Source organism: Roseivirga sp. YIW32, assembly GCF_057219245.1.
In genome coordinates, this window is the sequence record NZ_JBXVVG010000002.1 from 153,703 (window position 1) to 179,817 (window position 26,115).

The window sequence follows — 26,115 nt, forward strand, 5'->3', positions numbered from 1 at the left end:
ATTTCATCAATAGCAAAACAAATTTGAAATCGGAATTGACTACCGTGCCGGCGATGTATTTGACGTATTGAATGTGCACCAAACCTGGCTTTCGTTGAATTACTTCTTGAACCTTTAACGACTAACATCCTTCACAATCTTCTCCTAATTGCTCAAATTCCAAGGTAGAATGATGAACATGATGCTCATGAAGCAAGGCCTTGACTGTTTTTTTCATCTCAGCTAACTCAGCCAATCCATGGTCATCTTTCAGCACCACATGGGCCGATAGTACGTGATACTCCCCATCCATAGACCAAACATGACAATCGTGGATGTCCGTTACAAAAGGCAATTCTCGAATAGAAGACTCAATTGCTTCCATGTTAACATCCTCAGGCGTTGACTGCAGCATAATATCAAGGGCGGAACGGAGGTTCTTGAGGACATTGTAAATGATAAAGACGGAAATCAGTAATGACAACAAGGGGTCGATGATGTACCAATCGAAATACATGATGAGTACGGAGCCGATCAACACGGCGATCCAGCCAAGTACATCTTCGAGCAAATGAAGGCTGATGACCTTCTCGTTCAACGAATTCCCTTGTTTTAGTTTTAAGACAGCTGCACCGTTCACCACTACGCCAAAAATGGCGATGATGAGCATTCCCTGCTCATTGACTTCCTCAGGATTCAGTAGGGCGGGTGCTGCTTCTGCAATGATATAAATGGAACCCACCAATAAGATCACGGCATTGATCAAGGCACCGAGCACAGAGAATCGGCGGTAGCCATAGCTGAATTTATGGTCACGCTTTCTTTTGGATAGGCCTTGAAAATACCATGACAGTCCGATACTTAGGCTATCCCCAAGATCGTGCAATGCATCAGACAGTATGGCAAGACTACCCGTATAAATGCCTCCTACAATCTCAATGATGGTAAAGGACAGGTTAAGGAAAAAAGCAGTTTTAATATTCCCTGCCCCGTTGTCGTGATGATGGTGATGGTGATGAGCCATGAAGACAATATAAGCATTCACTCTATGCAACAGGGAATCAACAGAATCAATTCTGAGAGGAAACTAAACGAAGAGTTGTGCCATCACCGCCAAGCCCGCGCCCAGCACGGCAATGGCAAATCGTTGCCAGTCAAGTTTATGTTGAGGATCAGATTCGATGAAAATCGTAGTAGAGATCTGAAGAAAACCACCCGCTACAATGGCAAAAAAGACCGTGAGGTCTCCTTGTTCAATAAAACTCTGGTGACTGACATATTCTGCCATGAGTAAACCAGATGGAGAAGCCAAAGCAAAAACAAAAAGCATGACCACAGCTCGTTTTTTACTCTTGAATGCCGCAAGTAACAGTGCCATTAAGGCGATCGCAGCAGGAATCTTATGCATCACAATACCAAGTAAAATTTTTGGAGAACTTCCATGGGCATATGCTGCTTCTGGCGAATGGTTGATATGAACAGAATCCGCCATGATGCTACCCTCCAAAAAGGAATGAATTCCAAGAGCGACTAATAGATAGAAAATACTGGCAGCCGTTCTTTTCTCATGGGTATGGGCATGACCGTGCTCTACCCCACTAGTAAAGTTTTCGAGTATTTTCTGTAAGAAGAATCCTACGAGAATCCACAACCCAATCATGAAAGGGTCCATTTCAGAGAGAAAGAGATCGGGAATCAAGTGGATAATGGTAATGGCAAAGAGATACGACCCTGCGAAGACCAAAAAATAGATCATGCGTCGGTACGAGATCTGAGGGATGCTCAACAGCAACAGACCAGGAATGGCCGCTGCCAGAAATAGTATGATGGCATTAATGATCAAAGAAATCGTGCTTTCTGCAACAAGATTGCAAATATCGGAAAGATAATTCGATTTAAACGACTTTAGTTCCCTTATTGAGCATCTTCGCCAAGCGTCCGATCCTTCAAGCCCGGAGAAATATAGGTTTCTAATGCGCCATTTGTGCCCGCATAAATGAAATAGGCTTCCAAGTCAGGATCGTTTGCTATCAAGGCTTTTGCCCCCTCGTACCCCATGACCATACAAGCCGTAGCATAAGCATCTGCAAGCATACAGGTCGGAGCCAAAACGGTTGCACTCAAGAGTGTCTGCATTTTTGGGAAACCCGTCTTTGGATCGATGGTATGGGCCACCTTTTGACCATTGACCATCCGGAAATTGCGATAGTTTCCAGAGGTTGCCATGCCCTGATCTTGCAGTTGGATGGCATCGAACAATCCTCCAATTCGGCTTTCATCGGGTGTTTCAATACCAATAGTCCACCACTCGCCTTCTAGGTTCTTACCCAAGGTTCTCACCTCTCCTCCAATTTCAACCATATAATTTTCGATGCCTTGCGCTGCCAACCAATCACCCACCACGTCGATCGCTTGCCCTTTGGCGATGGCAGAAAAATTCAGTTTCATGCCTTTGACCTCAGTTGAAGCCCCTTGTGCGCTAAAATTGATCTTCGGAAAACCCACAAAGAGCAACAAAGAATCCACCCCAGCAGAATCAGGGCCGATCAGCTCTCCATCGCCAAAACCCCATGCATCGATCAAAGGACCAACAGTAGGGTCGAATGCACCGTCGGTTTGTGCGTATACTTCCTTACTCGCTTTCAACACCTCATAGAAATAGGGAAAAGCAAAGGTGATTTCGCCTTGCCTGTTGAAAATGGAAATCTCAGAATCTGGAATGTAGGTAGACAGTGATTGATTAAAATCAACCAGCAGAGAATCGATCTGCTGTTTGAATACACGCTGGTCCTTGTCGAGGTATTTTACATTGTAAGCAATGGTCCCCATAGTAGTACCCGTAATGTGCACTTCCCTGGGTTGATTTTGTCGATAGGTATAAACGACGAAAATCGCGATCACCAAAAAGATTAAGTAAATCCTTGACTTCTTATTCCTATCCATACGTTCCATTAGGAGCGAAGATAACCTAGTAATTTATTTTGGCAATCAAGGATAACTACGTAAAATCTGAAAATAGGAAATCATCTTTTAATGAAACGATCAATTCCTATGTACTAGAGTTGTCGATCTACGTTGATTCTAGCGATTGCTTTCTTTTCTTTACATCAACCAAATAACCTATGGAGTAAATTAGAAAGCATAAAAACCAAAATATCTCGGTTGCCAACAGAGCAGACATTGTAAACTCAGCATTGTACACTCCCATGACTAAATCATAACCTAAAATAATTACACCTGCCAAGCACCAAGCTAGTAAGAAGATGTTATATGGGATTTTGATAATCATAGCATCATATTTTCTTGATAATTAGCGATTCATGCACCACGTAAATTCGCCTACAATAATGGCAAGTCCGATTACACCTAAAGCTCTTTTTCCAACTACCTTCGCCATTTTCTTAACTGCTGCCAACAGTTTGGTTTTTGTTAAAGCTGCACCAGTGAAAGCACCAACAAGCGCGATACCAGCAGATACACCAGTCGCCTCCAAAAAGCAATTTACAGTCTTATTATCCGTTTGAGCTTGAGCTTGATTGAACATAAAAGTGCTTATCTCAATTTCATTATTCAACGCTTGACTTTGAGATTCAAAATACGCGTCTAAAAGTGCCATACCGATGAGAGCAATCGTGGGATCATCTTGACTCTTGAACTCTTGAATATATTCATCTTCTGGTATACCTAAGCTAGACAGCAAACTCTTGGTACCATCAATCAATGGTTGAACAACTTCAATCATTTCATTCTCTATTTGTTGTTGAGACTTAATTTTCTCAATTTGAGAAGGATGTGAGAGAAAAGTACCGTTTAATTGATTCTCTTGCATATCACTTGCCACTCTTTGGAGGACATTTTCAAATTTCAAGAATTCTTCATGAATCACGTTTGTTTCCTGATCTATTTCATTTTCACAAGATTGAAGAGAAAGCAGTGTGACAAAAAGAACTAATTTAAGAAGGTACAAACCGTAAATACCTCTAATTAAAGAATTAACTGTTTTTTTGCGTGTGTTTAAAGTTCTCATTTTACTTAATTTAGAATTTTACATAAAACTATATTAATGTTATAATGTTAATATATATTGGAATAATTAAAATTATTAAAAATTTTGAATTAGACAAAAATTCACGGCAGGTATGATTATTTTTTTTGACCTTTGAGAAATGCGCGAAGACTATCTTGATGCCAATGGAGAGGAGATGGACTCCACTGAAAAGGACATTGAGCGGGCATTACGTCCCCTCAGCTTTGAAGACTTTTCTGGTCAGGATAAGGTTGTGGCGAACATTAAAATTTTTGTGCAGGCTGCCAAACAGCGGCAAGAGCCGCTCGACCATGTCTTGCTACATGGGCCGCCCGGTTTGGGGAAAACCACGCTATCGCACATCATTGCCAATGAATTGGAATCTGACATCAAAGTAACTTCAGGTCCTGTGCTCGACAAACCGAGCGATTTGGCAGGCCTGCTTACCAATCTAGAAGAAGGAGATGTCCTGTTCATCGATGAGATTCACCGCCTTAACCCCATCGTGGAAGAATACCTCTATTCTGCCATGGAAGATTACAAGATCGACATCATGTTGGATTCGGGTCCAAATGCTCGCACAGTACAAATTGGACTAAATCCTTTTACCTTGGTTGGAGCAACCACTCGTTCGGGTCTACTCACTTCGCCTTTAAGGGCTCGTTTTGGCATCAACGCCCGACTGGAATACTATGACTCTAAATTATTAACCCGCATAGTGCAGCGGTCGTCGGATATTCTGAACACTCCGATCAACGATGACGCCGCTTACGAAATTGCCAGAAGAAGCAGGGGCACGCCACGGATCGCCAATAATTTATTAAGAAGAACACGAGATTTTGCTCAAGTAAAAGGCACCGGAACCATTACGCAGGAAATCAGCGAGATCGCGCTCAACGCACTCGATGTGGATGCGCATGGTTTAGATGATATGGATAACCGAATTCTCTCAACCATCATCGAAAAGTTTAAAGGTGGTCCTGTCGGCATTTCTACAATTGCTACTGCTGTCGGGGAAGAAGCCGAAACCATAGAAGAAGTGTATGAACCGTTTTTGATTCAGGAAGGCTTTTTGAAACGTACTTCTAGAGGACGAGAGGCCACACACTTGGCGTATGAGCACTTGAAAGTCAAAAAACCAGGCGAAAGTGGTACGCTGTTTGGGTAAATTCAGTGTTTTGACACTCCCCTAGCCCCTCTTGGAGAGGGGAACAAATGTTTTGTTAAATGACATAGTCCTTTAACAGTCTTTATTATCTCAAGTCAACGGTCATAATTCGGCAATTTTTCAGAGGCCAAACCAGCAGGCTCTGTTTTTCAAAAGATTTAATAATCTTATTAGATTGGTTGAAAAACACACACTTATGCATAAAATCAAAATTATCTATGATGCAGGACTAAAAGAGAAAGCTCGTTTCCTTAGAAATAATAGCACTTTGACTGAAGTACTATTATGGAATGAACTGAAAAGAAATAGGATTAGAGGATATGATTTCCATAGACAAAAGCCCATACTCCATTGGATTGTGGATTTTTTCTCCTATGACTTGATGCTCGCCATAGAAGTAGATGGAGATTACCATCAAAATGAAGAGGTTAAAAAGCAAGATGCGTACCGTCAGGAATGTATCGAAGCATTAGGTATTTCATTTCTTCGCTTTTCAGATGACTTGATTAAGTACGACATTTTCTCTGCACTCAATGATATTCATGAATACATTGATAATTTCGAGGAGAAGAACAACCTCAAATCTACCAAGTGATCAATTCCCTCCTTAAAGGAGGGATAAGGGAGGTGTCTGACAAGCCAAAATGAAAAACACGATCTCACATCATACCCAAGTCATCAAAAAAAAAGCCAAAACATTAGGCTTTGACTTCTGCGGAATTTCCAAAGCCGAATTTTTGGCAAAAGAAGCTCCCCGTCTTGAGGCCTGGCTTCACAAAAAAGCGCATGGCAAAATGAGTTACCTTGAAAACCATTTCGACAAGCGTCTTGACCCTACAAAACTGGTCCCCGGGGCGAAATCAGTAGTTTCACTACTTTACAATTACTATCCAGAGAAAGACTTGGCTACTGAAAAGCCCGATCATCACAAATTGGCTAAGTACGCTTATGGTAAAGACTACCATTTTGTGATCAAGGACAAACTGAAAGAACTACTCAAAGACCTGCAACAAGAGATTGGAGCGATCGAAGGGCGAGTTTTTGTGGACTCTGCTCCGGTCATGGAAAGGCAATGGGCGGAAAGATCGGGCCTAGGCTGGGTTGGCAAGCATACCTTGCTCATCAACAAAGAAAGCGGCAGTTTTTTCTTTCTAGCAGAATTGATCATCGACCTTGAACTTGAACCTGACGGTCCTATCAAAGACTATTGTGGCACCTGTACGCGTTGCATCGATGCATGTCCGACAGACGCCATTACGCCCTATCAGCTGGACGCAAGCAAATGCATTTCCTATTTGACGATTGAGTTAAAAGATGAAATCCCCTCTGAATTCAAAGACCAAATGGAGGGCTGGGCTTTTGGTTGTGATATTTGTCAAGATGTATGCCCTTGGAATCGCTTTGCGAAACCTCATCATGAACCCGAGTTTAGTCCGAAAAAGGAGCTGCTCGAACTTTTTAACAATAATTGGGAAGATTTAACAGAGGAAGTTTTTCGTGAAGTCTTTAAGCATTCAGCCGTCAAAAGAACCAAGCTGGATGGGCTAAAACGCAATTTGGAATTCCTTCAAAAAAATTAAGCCCGCTCATAGAACGGGCTGATGATACATACTTTAGGTTTGTGCAAGCACGAACTGCCGGTCGATAACCGGACCATAGATGTGGCCAAATTTATCGTAACACCACTTTTTGAGATCCTCCACCTCATTGTTTACGAGTGTCTTAATGGCCTTTCTTAACTCTTTTTCAAATAGCCTTCTGTCGAAGCTTACCTTCGCGAGGATTGTTTTGAAGTATTCCAACATGTTAAGAACGTTTAAGGTTATGAATCTATTTAAAGAATCGGTCGTATGGATATACGCGCGTTCACATAAACAGGTTATACCTTTTTGAAAATTGAATCTATATTTGATTATCATTTTCAAAAGGCTAGTGAATATACGAAATGTTGAAGATAAAATCCAGTAGTATTCTTGTCATCTTGATGCTCTGCCTAGGCATGGTTCCGCAGGTCCGTGCACAGGAAATTTCCGTGCAGTTAGGGAAAGATGAAGTGGGTCTAAATGAGCTCTTCACAATTACCATTACCATTGAAAATGGCTCGATCAAAAGCTATACAAATTTTCCTGAGATCGACGGTTTTGCTAAGCGCGGTACTTCATCTTCAAGCAAGACGAACATCGTCAATGGACAGATCACCTCATCGCAGAGTATCACACAACGCTACCTACCTTTGGAAGAAGGCAGGTATACCCTAGCCCCTTTTAGCATTGACGTCAACGGCACGACCATTGAATCGCAAGGAAAGTCCATTCAGGTAACCAAACCTGTTGATAGGCCCCAAAATTCGAGAAGAAGGAGATACGATCCTTTCGATGACCTTTTCGGCAACAGAAACGAGCCCGAATTTGTTGATGTGAAAGAAGATGCCTTCTTGGCCCTGACCACAGACAAAGATGAAGTCTTTGTCGGAGAGGGTTTCACGACCACCTTTGCCTTCTATGTGGCAGATGCCAATCGAGCACCCTTGCAGTTCACTGAGGCGGGTAAACAGCTCTCAGAAGTGCTGAAGAAAATTCGTCCGGAAAACTGCTGGGAAGAGAATTTCAACATTGAGAATATTTATGGTGAGCGGGTTCAGATCAATGGTAAAACCTATACACGCTATAAGATCTACCAAGCCACTTATTATCCCCTGAACCTTGAGCCCATTGTTTTTCCTTCGGTTCCATTTGAAATGATCAAGTACCGTGTGGCAAAATCACCTTCCTTCTTTGGGCGAGATCGTCAAGAGGACTACAAAACCTTCTACAGTACAGAAAAAACTGTAAGGGTTAGACCGCTTCCTCCACATCCAATGAAAGACATGGTGGCAGTAGGCGAGTTTGAATTGGATGAGCAAATTGATAAAACGACGGTTGAAACTGGTGAAAGCTTCCAATATCAATTCAATATTTTCGGTGAGGGCAATATTTCAGGCATCAACGATCCTGTCATTCCTTCGAATAAAAACTTGGACGTATACCCCCCAAACATTAGCCAAGACATCAACCGTGGTGGTGGTCGTGTAACGGGCTCCAAGAATTACAGTTTCTTTGGTATTCCTAATGAACCGGGTACTTACGACTTAAAAGATTATTTCAACTGGGTTTACTTCGATCCAAACCGAGAGGTTTACGATACTTTACAAGCCTCAGTAAGCCTTACCGTAACCGGAGAAAGCAAAAAGAACGTGTCCATATCTTCAACTGACCTCGGCTCTTTCTACGATAACATCGAAACCACAAGCAATGAATTAAGAGACTTAGCAGATGATAAGACGCCCCTTATTCTTGCCAATATTCTTTTATTGGTTATGTTAGGTGCTGCTGGTTTCTTTTACTTCAAAAAATGATGGGAAATACATTCGGAAAACTCTTTAGCATTCACACCTACGGAGAATCCCATGGCCCTGCCCTCGGGGTAATCATTGAAGGTTGTCCTGCCGGTTTAACCATTGACGAGGCATTTATTCAAGAAGAGCTGAATCGCAGAAAACCTGGCCAATCAAAAATCACGACGCAACGCAAAGAAGCAGATGAATTTGAGATCTTATCAGGAGTATTCGAAGGAAAATCAACAGGTACCCCCATCAGCATTTTGATCAGAAACGAAGATCAACGGAGTAAAGACTATTCACACATTGCCGATAAATTCAGGCCCTCACATGCCGATTACACCTTTCAGGCAAAATACGGCCATCGCGATTATCGCGGAGGGGGCAGAAGTTCGGCAAGAGAAACTGTTGCACGGGTAGCGGCCGGGGCAATTGCTAAGCTATTTTTAAAACATCATGGAATTCAATGTCAATCGTATGTGTCTCAAGTTGGTACACTGAAGATCGAAGAACCGTACCATGCATTAGATTTAAGCCGTATTGACGACAACATTCTTCGCTGTCCCCATCCGGATAAAGCAGAAGAAATGATCGCATTGATCAATCAAACGCGCAAAAATAGAGACACCATAGGTGGAGTAATCACCGGAGTGATCACTGGAGTGCCGGCAGGTTTAGGTGAACCCGTATTTGATAAGCTGCATGCCGAATTAGGTAAAGCCATGTTGAGCATCAATGCCGTTAAAGGCTTTGAGTACGGCAGTGGTTTTGAAGGCGTACAAATGAATGGCTCTCAGCACAATGATGCCTTTTTCAAGGAAGGAGAAGAAGTAAAAACACGAACGAATCATTCGGGTGGCATACAGGGCGGCATCAGCAACGGACAAGATATTTATTTCAATGTGGCGTTTAAACCGGTTGCTACCATTATGGCTGACCAGGAAAGCATAAACGAAGCCGGAGAAGCGGTCACCGTATCTGGAAAAGGGCGCCATGACCCCTGCGTTGTGCCCCGAGCAGTACCGATCGTTGATGCAATGTCAGCTTTGGTTATTGCCGATTATTTGCTAATTAGCAAATCAAATCGACTGTAGATAATCCTAAACTTTTATGAAGAAGCTCCCTTTGCATGTTAAGATCATGTTAGGCCTTGTTGCCGGAGTGATCTGGGCATTTGTCTCTAGCTACTTAGGTTGGAACCAATTCACTATTGATTGGATAGATCCTTTCGGACAAATTTTCATCCGCATGTTGAAGTACATCGCTGTGCCTTTGGTGCTGTTTTCCATCATCAGTGGGGTATCGAGCTTAAAAGACATGTCGCAATTGGGGCGTATGGGTGGTAAAACCTTAGGCTTTTACATGATCACTACAGTGACTGCTGTGGGAATTGGCCTTCTTTTGGTGAACGTCCTGCAACCGGGTAAATTCATTGACCTAGATTCGCGCATCAAGAACCGTCTCAAATATGAACGCTGGGTGGCAGCAACCGACGGTGTGGAGATCTTGGATGGAAAGAATTACTTGAGCGACCCACGTTACAACACCGTTGAGGCAACAGAAGAAGAACTTGACGACAAAACCAAAGCAGACCTAGAAGCCAAGTTGAAAGCTGCCGAAGCTTCAAAAGGTGCAGGTCCTCTTCAGTTCATTGTAGACATGGTGCCTGAAAATATCGTGCTCTCTTTATCGAATCAACAGTTGATGCTCCAGGTTATTTTCTTTGCCATCTTCTTTGGCATTACCATGGCCATGCTTCCGGAAGAAAAAGTCAGTGGGCTTTCGGCCTTCATCAATGGGTCGAATGAGGTCTTCCTCAAGATGGTTGACCTGGTCATGAAAGCTGCTCCTTTCTTCGTTTTTGCCCTGCTTGCCGGTATCATTGCGAAAATGGCCGATACCCCTGGCGAAGTGATCGAAGTGTTCAAGGGGCTTGCGAGCTATTCCGGCACTTTAGTCCTTGGACTACTTTTCTTGATCTTCGTTTTCTATCCACTCATCATCAAATTGACGGTGAACATGGGTTACCGGACCTTCTTTAAAAACATGAGCCCAGCACAGCTCATGGCCTTTTCCACAAGTTCAAGTGCGGCGACACTCCCGGTTACCATGGAGTGCGTTGAAGACAACATGGGTGTGTCTAAGAAAGTGGCCAGTTTTGTCTTGCCTGTCGGCGCAACCGTCAACATGGATGGAACAAGTTTATACCAGGCGGTTGCCGTTGTTTTTCTTGCGCAAATGCACATGGTGGACCTCACAGGTGTTCAACAACTGACCATTGTGTTGACAGCAACCTTGGCCTCGATTGGCTCAGCCGCTGTGCCTAGTGCCGGACTGATCATGATGATCTTGGTCTTGCAATCGGTCGGGTTAAACCCAGCCTGGGTGGCCATTCTATTCCCAGTGGACAGACCTCTCGACATGTTGCGAACTGTCGTCAATGTGACCGGTGATGCGTCGGTCTCTACCATTGTAGCCAAAACTGAGGGAGAATTAAGCACGAACTAAGAACTATTCGCATAGCTTTGCAGTTGTTCAAGAAATCTATTAGGATATGAAAGCAGTGAATATTTACATGGAAGCGAACCCTAACCCTAACTCAATGAAGTTTGTGGTTAATTTCATGTTACTTCAAGACGGCGTTAGCTTTGATTTTCCAGACAAAGCATCAGCCGATAACTCCGCATTGGCACAGGCCCTTTTCGATCTACCGCACGTTGAGCGTGTATTCTTCATGAGCAATTTCGTGACAGTAACCAAGTCGGCATCTGTTGATTGGATCGAAATTCAAGATCCCATAAGAGACTGTATCAAGGCATACTTAGAGGCAGAAAAACCGCTGATCGATCAAGCTCCTGATAAAGATCCCCTCTTCGATGAAAATGATTCAGAGGTTGTGAAAAAAATTAAAGGCATATTGGACGAGTACATAAGACCTGCAGTTGAACAAGACGGAGGTGCCATCACGTTTGCTTCATTCAATGAAGGCACTGTCAAAGTAGAACTTCAAGGCTCATGCTCCGGCTGTCCTGCCTCAACTGTCACATTGAAACAAGGGATAGAGAACCTTCTCAAAACCATGTTGCCCAATGAGGTCAATGAAGTAGTTGCCGAAGGCGTTTAAAAGAAAGACAATGCTCAAAAAAAGCCAATTCGAAAGACTTGGCTTTTTTTATGCAACAAACGTTTGCTCAAGTATAGTGATGCTCTACGAGCAATAATGTCAGCTAAACCATTATTTTTGATTACTTAACCATCACTTATGGTACCTGATATTAAAAAAATTGGTGTGCTCACCTCTGGAGGTGATGCCCCGGGTATGAATGCGGCTGTTCGTGCCGTTGTGCGAGCTTGTATATATTATGATATTGACGTTTTCGGCATTTATAAAGGCTATGACGGTCTTATCGCAGACAACATGGAACAGCTCTATGTGCGCTCCGTTTCCAATATCCTGAGTAGAGGTGGCACCTTTTTACTTTCCGCCAGATCGGCAGAGTTTCGCACACCGGAAGGCCGCAAAAAAGCATACAACAATTTTAGGAAACGTGGACTAGACGCATTGGTCGTGATTGGTGGCGATGGGTCCTTCACAGGAGCTTCCATTTTTAGTGAGGAATTTAATGTTCCTGTCATTGGAATCCCAGGTACCATTGATAACGATTTAGCCGGAACGGACTTTACCATTGGCTTTGACACGGCGTGTAATACAGCGCGTGAAGCTATTGATAAAATTAGAGACACGGCATCTTCGCATGACCGTCTATTCTTTGTGGAAGTCATGGGACGTGACGCTGGTTTTATTGCCGTAAATTCTGCCATCGGTGGTGGTGCTGTTGCCATGATCGTACCTGAACACCAATGGAGTATTGATGCCTTGATCAAAAGACTACGTAAAGGAGCGGCAAGTCAAAAAAGTTCTAATGTTGTCGTGGTGGCAGAAGGTTGTCATTTGGGCTCCGCTTACGACATAGCTGCGCAAGTGAAAGAACAGTTGGATTATTTTGATATTCGAGTGACGGTTCTAGGCCACCTGCAACGTGGGGGCTCTCCAACCACATTAGACCGTGTGTTGGCAAGCCGATTAGGTGTTGCTGCCGTTGAAGGCCTCCGCGAAGGAAAATCGGACGTGATGGTGGGCATGGTCAAAAATGAAATTAAGTACACCCCAATTCACGAAGCCATAAAAATTGAAAAGCGCCTAGACGACGAAGAGTTTAGGATTGCAAAGATCTTATCGATATAAAAAAAGGAGGCGCGTGCCTCCTTTTTTTGGTTTGTCTTTGTCAATTAATTTCTGTTGTTACAATTGAGCTCAGTGAATGCTCGCTCCAACCTTGTCACGATTGATTCTTCTGCCTTTCTCAACCAAGCCCTAGGATCGTAGTATTTTTTATTTGGTGAATCTTCGCCATCCGGGTTGCCGATCTGGCCTTGCAAATAGTCCTTTTTGTCCTTGTAGTATCCATGAACACCGTCCCAACATGCCCATTGCACGTCTGTATCAATATTCATTTTGATGGAACCGTAAGAGGTCGCTTGCTTAATTTTCTCTGGTTCTGAACCGGAGCCGCCATGGAACACAAACCAAACTGGTTTCTCTTCCGTCCCGAATTTCTCTTGGATAAAATCTTGAGAATTCTTCAAGATCTCTGGGCGCAACTCTACATTACCTGGCTTGTACACACCGTGTACATTACCGAAAGAAGCAGCAACAGTAAAGATCTTACCCACTTTTCTTAACGCATCCCAAGCTTGAGCAACCTCTTCAGGCTGAGTATACAAACGAGATGAATCTACATCGGTATTGTCAACTCCATCCTCTTCACCACCAGTGATGCCTAGCTCGATCTCAATGCCCATTTCAATGGCATTCATTCGTTCGAAATACGCACAACTGATCTCGATATTCTCTTCCAAACTTTCTTCTGAAAGGTCGAGCATGTGAGTACTGAACAAGGGCTGACCTTTTTCTTTATAGAACTTTTCGCCTGCTTCAAGAAGCCCGTCAATCCAAGGAAGTAATTTTTTAGCGGCATGGTCGGTATGAAGAATCACTGGAACGTCATAGTGTTCCGCAAGGAGATGGACGTGCTGAGCGCCTGCTATGGCTCCGGCAATTGAGGCTTTGTACCCATCGTTATTCAATGATTTTCCTGCGTAAAACGCTGCTCCACTCACTGAAAACTGCACAATTACAGGTGAATTCACCTTCTTTGCCGTCTCTAAAACGGCATTGATGGTTGTGGTTCCCACCACATTCACTGCCGGAATGGCAAACTCATTCTCCTTAGCGTAATTCAAGCAATCGATCAACTCCTGACCGTATAGCACTCCGCTTCTAAATTTTCCCATTTTTGTTGATTTAGGTCGATAAATTTCAAGTGTAAAGAAAACAAAATTACTGTCGATTAGAAAGGTAAAAGTCAATTCCCTAGAAAGACTTATAGCGCCTGGAAAAGCGCTATAAGCAAAGTAAACTATAATAGAAATGGAGGAAATTACCGTCTAATGAAAACCTAACCGAGGTTAAGTTCGTGTCATAAGACATTGGAAAAGTAGGGAATAGAAAAGTAATATTCAATCCAACTTGCTTGTTGACAGGGGCTTCCATCTATTTTGCAAACGATTGAAACTGCCCAAACAATAAAATTTCGAAGAAAAATTTTTTTCAAAAAAATTTTGTGTATCTATATCAACACCGAAGATAACAGGTGCTTTTGATGAGCTTTCAATAGAATATTTTAGGGAAGGATATGAAGAAAAGTGGACAGGTAACGATCAAGGACATTGCGAAGGAATTGAATATCTCGTGTTCCACTGTTTCCAGAGCCTTAAAAGACTTCCCGGGAATCAGTCCTGCTACAAAGAAGGCTGTCACGGAGCTCGCCAATAAATACAACTATCGCCCCAATGCGATCGCTTTAAGTCTTCGAAATCAAAAAACCAATGTCATCGGGGTTGTCATACCAGAGACCGTTCATTTCTTTTTCTCAACCGTGATCAGTGGTATTGAAGACGAAGCCATGAAAGAAGGGTATAACGTCATGATCTGTCAGTCGAACGAAAATTTTGAGCGTGAAGCCGACTGCATTGATGCCCTCATGAGTGCCCGGGTAGATGGTCTGCTGGTTTCCATTTCCAGGGAAACAGAAGACTTGGCGCATTTGCGTAAGGTAGCAGATGACGGGACCCCTATGGTTTTTTTCGATCGTTTGGTAGAAGGCATGAACGCACCGAGTGTGATCATTGATGACTACCAAGGTGCCTACGACGCGGTAGAGCATCTGATCACCCAAGACTGTCGGCATATCGTACACCTTTCTGGTCCGAATAACCTGATCATCAGCCGCAAAAGAACGGAAGGTTACTTATCAGCGCTCGAAGACCATGAGATCCCGCATCGGCAAGACCATATTGTTGAATGCAGGAATGGAACACCTGAAGAAGCAGAACGAGTCATGACCCACTTGCTGGAGCAAGGTCTTCCGATCGACGGCGTCTTTGCTAACAACGACATGGCCGCACTGGGCGCCTTGAAAGCCGTTCAAAAAGCTGGGCTCGACTCACCGAAAGACATTGCCATCATTGGCTTTAGCGATTGGCAATTTTCTTCCATGCTCAACCCGAGCTTGAGCAGCGTCTCACAGCCGGGATATGAAATTGGAAGAGAAGCCGCCCGTTTGATCCTCGATGAGATCAATTCCAAAGGAAAAAACAAGGGACATGTCAGCATACTCGACACTTCATTGGTGATACGGGAATCGTCTGATCGGTCAAAGGTACTGATCTCCTAATGCAAACGTTTGGGGTTCTTGGGGCTGCTTTTCCTCATTTAAATTGAGTAATATAGGGGTTCTATAATTTGTCTTTATGAACCTAAGAAATGAAAGCATCGGCCCGGTCATTGAACACGCTTACCGCAACGATCAATTGACCGGAAAAACGCAGAACGCCAACTTTGCCATTACCCCATACAATGAGAACATCATACGAATTCAAGTTTCAAAAGAAAATAAATTTGAGGTATACCCTTTCTCTGTTGTGATGGATCCTTCGCCCGTTGGAGTGTCCTTTGATGAACGTCCCGAGAGCCTCATACTTTCAACATCAGCAGTCACCTTGCACATTCAACGCTCTCCGTTTCGCCTTTCCTTTTATGACTCCACCGATCATCTGATCAATGCCGATGACCCTTCTTTTGGCATTAGCTGGCTCGGTAATAAAGTAACGAATTACAAGCAGCTCAGCGCAGATGAGAAATTCATTGGTTTGGGTGAAAAAGGGGGAGGTCTGAATCGTAGAGGAAGTTCTTACGACAATTGGAATTCTGATGCCTTTGGCTTTAACAACGACACGGATCCTCTATATGTGTCTACCCCATTTTTTATTGGCATAAGAGAAGGAAGGCCTTATGGGATCTTTTTCGATAACACCCACAAAACACATTTCAATTTTGGAACATCGAATAATGACCGCTTTAGTTATTTCAGCGCCGAAGCTGGAGACCTCAACTACTACTTCATTCAAGGTGAGAATGTGGCGAGCATCATTCAGTCCTATGCCAAATTAACGGGGACCATTAACCTTCCGCCTAAATGGAGTTTGGGTTTCCAACAATGTAGATTCAGCTATTATCCGGATCACGAGATCAAGAACATTGCGGATACATTTCGCGCAAAAAAAATCCCCGCTGATGTTATCTATTTTGACATCCATTACATGAAAGACTACAAAGCCTTCACCTTTGATGAAGAGCGCTTTCCGGATCCAAAAGGCCTGATCGACCGCCTTGCTGATCAAGGATTCAAAACAGTGGTTATTCTTGATCCTGGCATCGCCACAGAGAAAGGCTACGGCACCTATGATCGAGGAGTTGAACGAGATGTCTTTGTCAAGTATCCCGATGGCTCCAAGCTCGAAGCATCGGTATGGCCAGGCAACAGTCATTTCACCGATTTCACCAGCCAAAACGGACGTGATTGGTGGGCGGATGAACTCAAATTCTACACCGACCTCGGCCTTGAAGGCTTTTGGAACGACATGAACGAACCGGCATGCTGGGGTCAGGACATTGCTGAAATGGTCGAATTTGATTACGAAGACCAACAGGTGTCCTATCTCAAGGCAAGAAATGTCTACGGATATCAAATGGTGCGGGCCACTTACGAAGGTGCCAGAATACAGCTGGGCAATAAGCGCCCCTTTGCACTCACACGATCAGGCTTTAGCGGAGTGCAGCGGTATTCTGCCGTCTGGACAGGTGACAACGTTGCCGGAGATGACCACATGTTATTGGGCGTTCGATTAGTCAATTCACTTGGCCTGACCGGTATTCCTGTTGGCGGTTATGATATCGGTGGATTTGTCGATGAATGTTCTCCTGCCCTATTTGCCCGCTGGCTCGCAGTTGCTTCTTTTGCTCCGTTTTTTCGTGTTCACAGCATGGTAAACTCGAGAGATTCAGAACCTTGGGCCTATGGTGAAGAAGTGGAAGAGATCACCAGAAATTACATCAACCTGCGCTATCAACTGCTCCCTTACCTCTATACTTGTTTCTATGAAGCACATCAAACCGGTGTACCGATCAACAGGTCCTTAGCTGTAGATTATTTCAACGATGAGCACATCTACGGAGGAAATGCCCAAAACGCCTTCACGCTAGGCAAGTGGTTATTGGTGAGCCCAACGGTAAGTACGCAGGAGTATGCAGAGATCTATCTCCCTGAAGGGAATTGGTACAACTTCTTTACTGACGAACAATTCGCGGGCAATCAGCACCATATCGTGCACACGAGTATGGAAGATCTTCCGGTTTTTGCTAAAGAGGGAGCTATTATTCCCCTGCAGAACGTTGTGCAGCATACGCAAGAACCGCATGATGGCGAATTGAAATTGCATGTTTATTTTGGTGAAGTAGCGACATCACAACTGCTCTACGAGGATGATGGGCAAACATTTGATTATGAAGCAGGCGCATTCTGTAAGCATTTGATCCAGTTCAATGGAAAAGAAGGGCATTTAGAGATCGCTAAAATAGATGGTTCGCAACAAAGCAGTTTTGACCGACTCAAGGTATATCTACACGGCTTCCCTGCTGCTGACTATCATGTGAATGATCAAGCCATTTCCGTCGAAAAAGAAACCATTCGTTTGATCGATCCGGTGACCGAATTCGATCCTTTGCCTCAAAGACAAAAGAAAAATTATTTGATTAGCGATTTAATGACGATACGCACTAATTTGAATCAAGATTCACTTAAAATTACTTGGAAATGAAAACACAAAAGCACCTTTTACCCTTTCTCAGCCTTTTCGTGTTGATCACATTTTTTGGCTGTTCAAGTGACCAAAAGGAAGAAAAAAACACCGTCACAAATGAAGCATTGACTTCTTCTGTGAATCATCCTTCCTGGAGCAAAGATGCCGTTATTTACGAAGTCAATATTCGCCAGCATACCCCGGAAGGCACCTTTGCCGCTTTTGAAAAGGACATCCCACGTTTGAAAGATTTAGGGATTGACATCTTATGGTTGATGCCGATACATCCCGTAGGTGAAGAAAACCGAAAAGGCAGCTTGGGTAGCTATTATGCGGTAAAAGACTACCTCGCCATTAATCCGGAGTTTGGCAATGCCGAAGACCTACGGAGTTTAATAGAGACGGCCCATGCCAACGACATGAAGGTCATCATTGATTGGGTGGCCAACCATACCGCATGGGACCATGTCTGGACAAAAGAACACAAGAAATGGTACAACCTGACAGAGGACGGAGGATTTATGCCTCCGGTAGAGGATTGGTCGGATGTGATTGACCTGAATTACATGAACGCCGAAATGAGAGCCGCGATGCTAGATGCGTTGAAATACTGGGTAGCAGAGTTCGACATTGATGGATACCGTTGCGATGTGGCTGAAATGGTACCTATGGATTTTTGGGATGAAGTAAGAAAAGAGCTCGATGCCATCAAGCCCGTTTTCATGTTGGCAGAAGGAGAAGACCCCGAACTCCATGTAAACGCGTTTGACATGACCTATTCGTGGGAACTGATGCACCTCATGCGCAAAGTTGCTTCAGGTGAAGAGACAATCTCTGCCATTAAGGCGATGTACGAGCGTGATTTTGCGCGCTATCCAAAAGGCTACTATAAAATGAACATCGTCACCAATCACGACGAAAATTCATGGAACGGAACAGCAGATGAGTTTTTCGGCCCTGCCCAAGAGGCATGGACTGTTTTTGCAGCCACCACCTATGGCATGCCGCTGGTTTATTCAGGGCAAGAAGCAAACAATACCAAACGGCTTGAATTCTTTGAGAAAGATCCGATCGATTGGTCTGGCGGCTACGTTTTTGAATACTTAATGCAAACGCTTTTCATCCTCAAGCAGCAAAATCCAGCCTTATGGAACGGACAAGGAAGTTTGGAATGGATTCCCACCATGCACGACGACAAGCTCATGGTGTTTAAACGAATCTATGATGAAAATGAAGTACTTGTCATGATCAATATTTCGAACGAGGAGGTAAGTTTTGAGATAGACCGAGACTACCCGGCCATGGTTCGAGTCTTTGGGGGTGGTGTAGTCACCGCCACTCAGCAGCAGAAAATTGCACCCTTTGGATACAAGGTGTACGCTAAATAATTTTTTATGGAAAAGACACCTCGCCTAAATTTTTTGCAGATCTGGAACATGAGTTTCGGATTTCTGGGCATTCAAATGGGTTTTGCTTTGCAGAATGCCAACACCAGTAGGATTTTTGAAACCCTCGGAGCAGATACAAAGAATCTCGCCATCTATTGGCTGGCTGCACCGGTAACCGGACTCATAATGCAGCCGATTATTGGCTATTACTCAGACCGTACCTGGCTACCAAAATGGGGACGTAGACGTCCTTATTTTGCCCTGGGTGCAGTGGCTGGCAGCATTGCCATACTCTTGATGCCCAATTCGCCTACCCTATGGATGGCGGTGGGGGTTTTGTGGATCATGGATGCGTCGATCAACATTACGATGGAACCCTTTAGAGCTTTCGTCGGTGACCTTTTGCCAGACGATCAACGCACGTCGGGTTTCGCCATGCAGAGCTTCTTCATTGGTATTGGGGCACTGATCGCTTCCTTTATGCCTTGGATCTTTGCCAACTGGCTGAACATCCCAAATACAGCACCGGATGGAGAGATCCCGCCATCGGTTAAGTATTCCTTCTACATTGGCGCCGCCACCTATTTTGTCACGGTGATGTGGACGGTTTTCAGTACAAAAGAATACCCACCGGAAGAAGGAGAACAACACGATGAACCTGCCATGACTGAGAGTGAAGCGCCCGTTTTTGCTGGAAAATTCTCAAAGGTCGGTGGGCTATTGACCTTCGCTGGACTTGCCTTTTCTGCCTTTGTGGTAGCAACCAAGACAGACCCTCAATTGCATGTACTCGGTGGTGGCCTGGTCTTTTTTGGGCTTGTTCACTTGCTCGGATCATCCTGGACAAAAGCCGGGAAAACGAAAAGCGCATTGGTTCATATCGTGAAAGATTTCAATACCATGCCGAAGACCATGATGCAATTGGCTATTGTTCAGTTCTTCTCCTGGTTTGCCTTATTCTCGATGTGGATCTACACGACACCGGCTGTGACATCGCATATTTACGGTACCTCCGATACCACTTCGAAATTATACAATGAAGGTGCAGACATGGTCAGTAACCTCTTTGGAGGCTATAACGGCATCGCTGCCTTGGCTGCTATCGCCATTCCATGGATCGCCCGAAAAACCAACAGAAAGATCACTCACTTATTGGCTTTGGTCTTGGGCGGGCTTGGCTTGATCTCCATTTATTTCATTACCGAACCCAGCATGTTATGGTTGAGTATGGTGGGCGTGGGAATCGCTTGGGCAAGTATCCTTTCCGTCCCTTATGCGATCCTATCTGGTTCACTACCCGCTGAAAAAATGGGATACTACATGGGGGTTTTCAATTTCTTTATCGTTATCCCACAGATCGTGGCAGCCTCTCTTTTGGGTTTTATCTTGGACACCTTCTTTGGCGGCGAAACGATCTTGATCCTGGTTTTAGGTGGAGTCTCCATGATCATATCAGGTTTGATCACGTTGAATGTGGACGATACACAGTAACAAACAATAAATCTGGACTACAGAAGCAGTCAACTGACTGCTTTTTTCTTTTTATCTTCACCCCATAACATTCTTTCGTATGAGACCATCATCACTACTTTTTTTAGCCGCCCTACTCATTTTTGGCTGTACTACACAAAAAGAGGATCAAGCGACAATCTTTAATAAAATCAATCAAGAAGCGTTGGCCAACTCCAAAGCCTATGAGACCCTGGAAGAAGCGACCAAAACCATTGGCCACCGGTTAACAGGCTCAGAGGAAGGGGCGAAAGCAGAAGAATACACCTATAATTTATTGAAGAGTTATGGATTGAATGTGGCCTATCAACCCTTTGAGGTGGAATCTTGGTCGAGGGGCGATATTGACGTGAAGATCGGCAGCAGAAATAACATGATCGATGTGCCTGCTGTCACCTTGGCCCACTCACCCGTTGAGGCAGAGGTAACTGGTGAAATTGTTGATATGGGCAATGGGCTGGAAGCAGACTATGCCGCCAAACCCGGAGCCGTAAAAGGCAAAATTGCCTTGGTCTATATTGGAGTATTGCCTGGAAGTCCCGAAGGCACTCAAAACCTGCATCGTTCTGAGAAAACAGCACTTGCCATTCAGAATGGGGCAAAAGGAATCATCATCATCAACCAAGTGGATGGCGGTGTTTTACTCACCGGTACGGCCTCCGTTACGGGCAGCCTTATTTCTATCCCTGCTGTGTGCATAGGCAAGGAAGATGGCCTGGCATTGAAAGAAACTCTAGCGAAAACCAAGCAGTACTCATCCATCCGCATGACCAATCAGTCTGGACTGATCAATGCAAGAAATGTGATCGCGACGATCGAAGGAAGTGAGCTTCCGGAAGAAAAGATCATTGTGGGAGGACACCTCGACTCATGGGATTTGGCCACCGGAGCTATTGATAACGGCATCGGTTCATTTGCTGTACTCGATATGGCGAGAACATTTGCCGCACTTGATCTTAAACCCAAGAGAACAGTGCAGTTCGTGATGTTCATGGGTGAAGAGGAAGGCCTCTTAAGTTCTAGATACATGGTTGATGAAGCCATCAAAAATGGCACGATTGATCAGATAAAATATGTCATGAATCAAGACATGGCAGGAAATCCCGTAGGCTTTGGAACCGGTGGAAGACCCGAGGCTGAAGCCTTTTTCAAAGCAATTGGAGAGCAGATCATGGCGGTGGATTCAACCACCTTTAAAAACCGAATAAGCAATGGCGCCGGTTTGCATAGCGACCATCAGCCCTTTATGCTGCAAGGGGTACCATATACCTCACCCGCTTCTAATCTAGACCGTTCGATCTATGGCTGCTACCATTCCGATTGCGACGATTTCGATTTAGTCAACAAAGAGCATATGGTCAATAATGTGCGCTTCAGTTCTATGATGCTTTATGCCTTAGCTGATGCGGACGAACTTCCGGCAAAAAAGCTCACGGATTCGGAAACGAAGGCCTTTTTAGAGGGCCATGACCTAAAGCTAAAACTTCAAATCGGCGGCGATTGGAGATGGGGTGAGTGAACCCCATCATAAAACGACCATTGGTTCGCCCTATTTTCAAGATACTCAGATAAACGCCAGACGGCTTCCAAGAAAGTGGACAATTCACTAGAACTACTTCTGCTATTCGTTGTCGGACTAATCGCCGGCATTCTCAATACCTTGGCGGGAGGCGGATCTCTTCTTTCGTTGCCGGTGCTTATTTTTTTGGGGCTTCCACCGAACATGGCCAATGCCACCAACCGAGTGGCTATCATCTTACAGAATATCTTTGCCGTAAGGGGTTTTAAGAGCAAAGGGATATCCGTTTACCCATTCAATCTTTGGCTAGGCTTTTCGGCTTTTGCGGGGGCAATCGTTGGAGCCTCATTGGCGGTCGATATCAATGAAGACGTCTTCAATAGGATCCTTGCTGTTGTGATCATCGGGGTAGTCATTTACATGGGATGGAACCCCTTTAAAAACTACCACAAGGGGGAAGACACCTCTCAAAAAGCAACCGCAATTTCGGTCATTGTATTCTTTTTTATTGGCGTTTATGGTGGGTTCATTCAAGCGGGTGTCGGTTACTTAATGATCACCGCCTTGACACTTATCAATGGTTTTAGCCTTGTCAAAACCAACAGTATCAAGGTTTTTGTCGCCTTAACCTACACGCTTGTGGCCCTGGGTATTTTCATATTTTATGGCATTGTCAATTGGACCTTTGGTATTCCTTTGGCGATCGGCAATGCCACTGGTGGATGGCTGGCAAGCCGCTGGTCGGTAGGTGTGGATGAAAAATGGATCCGTTATTTTGTGATGTTCACCGCCTTGGCCTTTGCGATCAAACTTTTCTTTTTTTAAAACAGTGAGCACTCGTACAGAGGGGTAAGAGGCTTTGGTCATAAATCAATACCTTCGTTAAGCAAATGGATAAAAAAGAACCCAAACGACCCAGAGGCTTAGGAATGGCAACAGGCATCAGCCTGGGGGCTGGAATTGGCATTATCCTAGATAACCTGGCCATTGGTATTGCCGTTGGTGTCGCCATGGGCCTTGGTTTTGAATTCATCAACTCCAAAAAGAACCAAGAGGATTGAGCAAGTCTTATAATTTGTTTTTCGCGTCAATTTTAGCCGCTTTATAGCGTGAAATTTGTGTTTCCCATACTGTTTTTCGCCATTTGCTTCGTTAATCCCTTCCCTTCTGAAGCGCAAGACGATGTGAAGATCGTGACCCTCAATTTGCGCTACGGCACACCGGCTGATCGCGAAAACTCGTGGCGTGAAAGAAGAAAACGAGTACATGCGGTATTCAAAAGTTACAGTGACGGCATCATCGCAACGCAGGAAGCCCTACCCTTACAAATCAAAGACATCTTAAATGCCGTGCCTCGACTGGATGTGGTCTACAGAAGTCGAACTAAAGCCCAAGATGATGCCCCTGCAAACGCCATCTTTTACGATAAGAAAAAATGGAAAGTCGCAAGTCATGACACCTTTTGGTTCTCAGATACCCCTGATGTACCAGCGTCAAAGAGCTGGGGCAACACCTTACCGAGAACAGGCAATTTGACCATCTTCGAAGACATCGAAACAGGCCGACAGATCAAAGTGATGAACATTCATTTAGACCACCGATCGGAAAATAGTCGTGAAAACACCATCGAATTGGTACTAAGAAAACTGATTGCGGAAGCAGACCCCATGCCTACTTTTGTAGTAGGGGATTTCAACGTACGGCCAACGAATCCGATCATTAAGCGGATGGAAGAGTTCTTTGTCGATACTTTTTAAGGAGACGTCCTGTCTGGGTGCACCTATCACGACTACCATGGAGGAAGCCATTGCCCACGATATGATTATATCTTCTTTTTGGACGATCATGGCGTTGTAAAGACCAGCTACAAAATTGATAAATGGAAGTCAAAAGGATTTTATCCGCAAGACCACTACCCTGTTTTAGCGACCTTCCGCTTCGATGAAGGGAATTGAACTTTTCGTTTCCTATTCGTAATGAATACCCCTACCAAGATCGTCAAAATGCCTGCCAACTGACCATTATTCAAGGTTTCTCCATCCCAAATACCCCAGCCCAAGGCAACTACCGGGATCAAATAGGTGACCGTACTAGTGAAAATAGGCGTTGTGATTTGAACCAGCTTATTAAAAATGATCAAGGCCAATGCGGTCCCCATAATCCCAAGAAGGGAAATGTAACCGAAGGCCAACACTGCGCCGTCAACCTCAACCAATTTCTGATCGAACTCCGTAGCGGTCAATAAATAAATACCGGCAAAAGGACCCACCAACAGAATACTCACACTGGTAATGACCACCGGGTTGAGATCAGCCAAATAGTTCTTGATCACATTAAGGTTGGTACCATAGCATATGGTGGCAAAAACGATAAAAAAAGCGTAGAAATTAATGGTTCCAAGTCCTCCTTCGCTTCCAGCCAAGAGTAAAACTGTTGTACCGACAAAAGCAAGTGCAATGCCTGCATAATTGGCCTTCGTGAATTTTTGGTTAAAAAATACGCCACCCATGATGAGCGTAAAAATTGGCGTTAAGGCATTCAATACTCCTGTAATGCCGCTGTCCAATTTCGTTTGGCCCCATGCGAATAAAAAGGCAGGAATAAAGGTGCCCACCATACCGATCAAAAAGAGTAGCTTGATGTGATAAGCGCTCAACTTCCGAAGTTTGGGAATGCTCACTGGCACCAGAAACAAACAGGCCGCTAGAATACGAATGGCTCCCACCTCACCTGGTGAAAAAACGGTAAGCCCTCTTTTGATCAGGATAAAGCTACTGCCCCAAACAAGCGCAAGAATAACCAATATTGCCCAAGCCAGGACATTGTTGTTTTTCATCTCAAAATGGAAAAGCCCAAAGGTAGAACAATTCTCGATTGCCCATCACCTAGGCCATAGCAAAAGCGTCAGAAAACTCGCTGCGAATTTCATCTAGGGTGTCGAAAAGGAATTGAGGATCATCGGATTCCACAAGCCGAGTCCGGTACGGTTTAAAGTCGCGAATACCTCGGAAGTAATTGGTGTAATGCCTCCTCATTTCATAAATGCCTTGACGTTCCCCTTTCCATTCCAAAGAGAATTCCAAGTGTCGTTTGGCCACTTTGACGCGCTCATCCATACTGGGTGGAGGCAGCAATTCTCCCGTTTTCATGAAATGTTTGATCTCATTGAAGATCCAAGGATACCCTATGGCCGCTCTGCCGATCATGATACCATCCACACCAAATGTTTTTTTGTATTCCAGTGCCTTTTCCGGCGAATCAATGTCGCCATTACCGAATATCGGAATATGAATGTCCGGATGATGTTTTACCTCAGCGATCTTCGTCCAATCAGCACTGCCCTTATACATTTGCTGGCGTGTGCGGCCGTGAATGGTCAAGGCCTGAACACCCACATCTTGCAGTCTCTTGGCTACTTCTACAATGCGTATGGTGCTATCATCCCAGCCCAGTCGAGTTTTAACCGTTACCGGTAGACTCACTTGTTTGACGATCTCGGCCGTCATTTCCTGCATCTTTGGAATGTCCAATAGAATCCCTGCACCAGCACCCTTGCAGGCCACTTTCTTCACAGGGCAGCCATAATTAATGTCGATGATCTCGGGTTGTGCTTCTTCGGCTATGGTCGCTGCCTCGCGCATGGAGTCGATCTTATCACCAAAGATCTGAATGCCAATAGGCCGTTCATAATCGTAGATATCGAGCTTTTGTACACTTTTCGCGGCATTCCGAATCAATCCTTCAGAAGAAATGAACTCCGTATACATCAAATCAGCACCATTTTCCTTGCATACCGCTCTAAATGGTGGATCGCTTACGTCCTCCATCGGAGCCAATAAAAGCGGAAAATCCGCGACCTCTATGTTTGCTATCTTAACCAAACCCTTC

24 protein-coding genes are annotated in these 26,115 nt (G+C 44.4%); 16 read left to right on the plus strand and 8 right to left on the minus strand.

Annotated elements, in window-relative coordinates; genetic code table 11:
- Positions 1–121: 121 nt before the first annotated feature.
- The 4 genes from AC2D6U_RS09435 to AC2D6U_RS09450 all read right to left on the minus strand — a co-directional run bounded on the left by AC2D6U_RS09435 (position 122) and on the right by AC2D6U_RS09450 (position 4,006).
- The gene (locus AC2D6U_RS09435; protein WP_484720730.1) at positions 122–1,003 is read right to left on the minus strand and encodes a cation diffusion facilitator family transporter; all 882 of its coding nucleotides are present in this window, start codon (positions 1,001–1,003) and stop codon (positions 122–124) included.
- A 63-nt stretch (positions 1,004–1,066) separates the two neighbouring features.
- Positions 1,067–1,822 carry a ZIP family metal transporter gene (locus AC2D6U_RS09440; RefSeq protein WP_484720731.1) on the minus strand — a complete coding sequence of 252 codons (756 nt, stop codon included), beginning with the start codon at positions 1,820–1,822 and terminating at the stop codon, positions 1,067–1,069.
- Positions 1,823–1,893: 71 nt separating this feature from the next.
- Positions 1,894–2,922: an FAD:protein FMN transferase gene (locus AC2D6U_RS09445; protein WP_484720732.1), complete on the minus strand. Its 1,029-nt coding sequence runs from the start codon at positions 2,920–2,922 to the stop codon at positions 1,894–1,896.
- A 367-nt stretch (positions 2,923–3,289) separates the two neighbouring features.
- Complete coding sequence (locus AC2D6U_RS09450; protein WP_484720733.1) at positions 3,290–4,006, minus strand: hypothetical protein; 717 nt, start codon at positions 4,004–4,006, stop codon at positions 3,290–3,292.
- 139 nt (positions 4,007–4,145) lie between these two features.
- On the opposite strand from AC2D6U_RS09450, the gene ruvB reads away from it, so the two are divergent.
- The 3 genes from ruvB (at position 4,146) to queG (ending at position 6,754) form a co-directional block, all read left to right on the plus strand.
- Positions 4,146–5,174, plus strand: coding sequence for a Holliday junction branch migration DNA helicase RuvB (ruvB, locus tag AC2D6U_RS09455; RefSeq protein WP_484720734.1), 1,029 nt, complete (start codon positions 4,146–4,148; stop codon positions 5,172–5,174).
- 196 nt (positions 5,175–5,370) lie between these two features.
- The gene (locus AC2D6U_RS09460; RefSeq protein WP_484720735.1) at positions 5,371–5,769 is read left to right on the plus strand and encodes an endonuclease domain-containing protein; all 399 of its coding nucleotides are present in this window, start codon (positions 5,371–5,373) and stop codon (positions 5,767–5,769) included.
- A gap of 49 nt (positions 5,770–5,818) precedes the next feature.
- On the plus strand, positions 5,819–6,754 hold the full coding sequence (queG, locus tag AC2D6U_RS09465; protein WP_484720736.1) for a tRNA epoxyqueuosine(34) reductase QueG: 936 nt from the start codon (positions 5,819–5,821) through the stop codon (positions 6,752–6,754).
- A 33-nt stretch (positions 6,755–6,787) separates the two neighbouring features.
- Here the strand turns inward: queG and AC2D6U_RS09470 are convergent, their stop codons facing one another.
- A complete protein-coding gene (locus tag AC2D6U_RS09470; RefSeq protein WP_484720737.1) occupies positions 6,788–6,979 on the minus strand; it encodes a hypothetical protein in 192 nt (63 codons plus the stop codon).
- A 140-nt stretch (positions 6,980–7,119) separates the two neighbouring features.
- On the opposite strand from AC2D6U_RS09470, the gene AC2D6U_RS09475 reads away from it, so the two are divergent.
- The 5 genes from AC2D6U_RS09475 (at position 7,120) to pfkA (ending at position 12,796) form a co-directional block, all read left to right on the plus strand.
- A complete protein-coding gene (locus tag AC2D6U_RS09475) occupies positions 7,120–8,568 on the plus strand; it encodes a BatD family protein (RefSeq protein ID WP_484720738.1) in 1,449 nt (482 codons plus the stop codon).
- Positions 8,568–9,644, plus strand: coding sequence for a chorismate synthase (gene aroC, locus AC2D6U_RS09480; RefSeq protein WP_484721761.1), 1,077 nt, complete (start codon positions 8,568–8,570; stop codon positions 9,642–9,644). The genes AC2D6U_RS09475 and aroC overlap by 1 nt, the downstream gene beginning before the upstream one ends.
- 16 nt (positions 9,645–9,660) lie before the next feature.
- Positions 9,661–11,058: a dicarboxylate/amino acid:cation symporter gene (locus AC2D6U_RS09485; protein WP_484720739.1), complete on the plus strand. Its 1,398-nt coding sequence runs from the start codon at positions 9,661–9,663 to the stop codon at positions 11,056–11,058.
- A gap of 46 nt (positions 11,059–11,104) precedes the next feature.
- Entirely contained in the window at positions 11,105–11,674 is a 570-nt protein-coding gene (locus AC2D6U_RS09490; RefSeq protein ID WP_484720740.1) for a NifU family protein, read from the plus strand.
- A 138-nt stretch (positions 11,675–11,812) separates the two neighbouring features.
- Positions 11,813–12,796, plus strand: coding sequence for a 6-phosphofructokinase (gene pfkA / locus AC2D6U_RS09495; protein WP_484720741.1), 984 nt, complete (start codon positions 11,813–11,815; stop codon positions 12,794–12,796).
- Positions 12,797–12,840: 44 nt separating this feature from the next.
- Here the strand turns inward: pfkA and fbaA are convergent, their stop codons facing one another.
- On the minus strand, positions 12,841–13,905 hold the full coding sequence (gene fbaA / locus AC2D6U_RS09500) for a class II fructose-bisphosphate aldolase (RefSeq protein WP_484720742.1): 1,065 nt from the start codon (positions 13,903–13,905) through the stop codon (positions 12,841–12,843).
- A 401-nt stretch (positions 13,906–14,306) separates the two neighbouring features.
- On the opposite strand from fbaA, the gene AC2D6U_RS09505 reads away from it, so the two are divergent.
- The 8 genes from AC2D6U_RS09505 (at position 14,307) to AC2D6U_RS09540 (ending at position 23,984) form a co-directional block, all read left to right on the plus strand.
- Positions 14,307–15,347 (plus strand): LacI family DNA-binding transcriptional regulator, encoded by a 1,041-nt coding sequence (locus AC2D6U_RS09505; RefSeq protein WP_484720743.1) that lies wholly within the window; start codon positions 14,307–14,309, stop codon positions 15,345–15,347.
- 76 nt (positions 15,348–15,423) lie between these two features.
- Positions 15,424–17,829, plus strand: a complete 2,406-nt coding sequence (locus tag AC2D6U_RS09510; protein ID WP_484720744.1) for a glycoside hydrolase family 31 protein — start codon at positions 15,424–15,426, stop codon at positions 17,827–17,829.
- Positions 17,826–19,199 carry an alpha-amylase family glycosyl hydrolase gene (locus tag AC2D6U_RS09515; protein WP_484720745.1) on the plus strand — a complete coding sequence of 458 codons (1,374 nt, stop codon included), beginning with the start codon at positions 17,826–17,828 and terminating at the stop codon, positions 19,197–19,199. Before AC2D6U_RS09510 ends, AC2D6U_RS09515 begins: the two co-directional genes overlap by 4 nt.
- A 6-nt stretch (positions 19,200–19,205) precedes the next feature.
- Positions 19,206–20,690, plus strand: coding sequence for an MFS transporter (locus tag AC2D6U_RS09520; protein WP_484720746.1), 1,485 nt, complete (start codon positions 19,206–19,208; stop codon positions 20,688–20,690).
- A gap of 79 nt (positions 20,691–20,769) precedes the next feature.
- Positions 20,770–22,227 (plus strand): M28 family peptidase, encoded by a 1,458-nt coding sequence (locus AC2D6U_RS09525; protein ID WP_484720747.1) that lies wholly within the window; start codon positions 20,770–20,772, stop codon positions 22,225–22,227.
- A 75-nt stretch (positions 22,228–22,302) separates the two neighbouring features.
- Positions 22,303–23,052 (plus strand): sulfite exporter TauE/SafE family protein, encoded by a 750-nt coding sequence (locus tag AC2D6U_RS09530; protein ID WP_484720748.1) that lies wholly within the window; start codon positions 22,303–22,305, stop codon positions 23,050–23,052.
- Positions 23,053–23,117: 65 nt separating this feature from the next.
- On the plus strand, positions 23,118–23,288 hold the full coding sequence (locus AC2D6U_RS09535; protein ID WP_484720749.1) for a glycine zipper domain-containing protein: 171 nt from the start codon (positions 23,118–23,120) through the stop codon (positions 23,286–23,288).
- A gap of 48 nt (positions 23,289–23,336) precedes the next feature.
- The gene (locus AC2D6U_RS09540; RefSeq protein ID WP_484720750.1) at positions 23,337–23,984 is read left to right on the plus strand and encodes an endonuclease/exonuclease/phosphatase family protein; all 648 of its coding nucleotides are present in this window, start codon (positions 23,337–23,339) and stop codon (positions 23,982–23,984) included.
- 155 nt (positions 23,985–24,139) lie between these two features.
- Here AC2D6U_RS09540 and AC2D6U_RS09545 read toward each other — a convergent pair whose 3' ends face one another.
- Positions 24,140–25,063 (minus strand): DMT family transporter, encoded by a 924-nt coding sequence (locus AC2D6U_RS09545; protein WP_484720751.1) that lies wholly within the window; start codon positions 25,061–25,063, stop codon positions 24,140–24,142.
- 49 nt (positions 25,064–25,112) lie between these two features.
- Positions 25,113–26,108: a tRNA dihydrouridine synthase DusB gene (gene dusB, locus AC2D6U_RS09550; RefSeq protein ID WP_484720752.1), complete on the minus strand. Its 996-nt coding sequence runs from the start codon at positions 26,106–26,108 to the stop codon at positions 25,113–25,115.
- Positions 26,109–26,115: the final 7 nt, after the last annotated feature.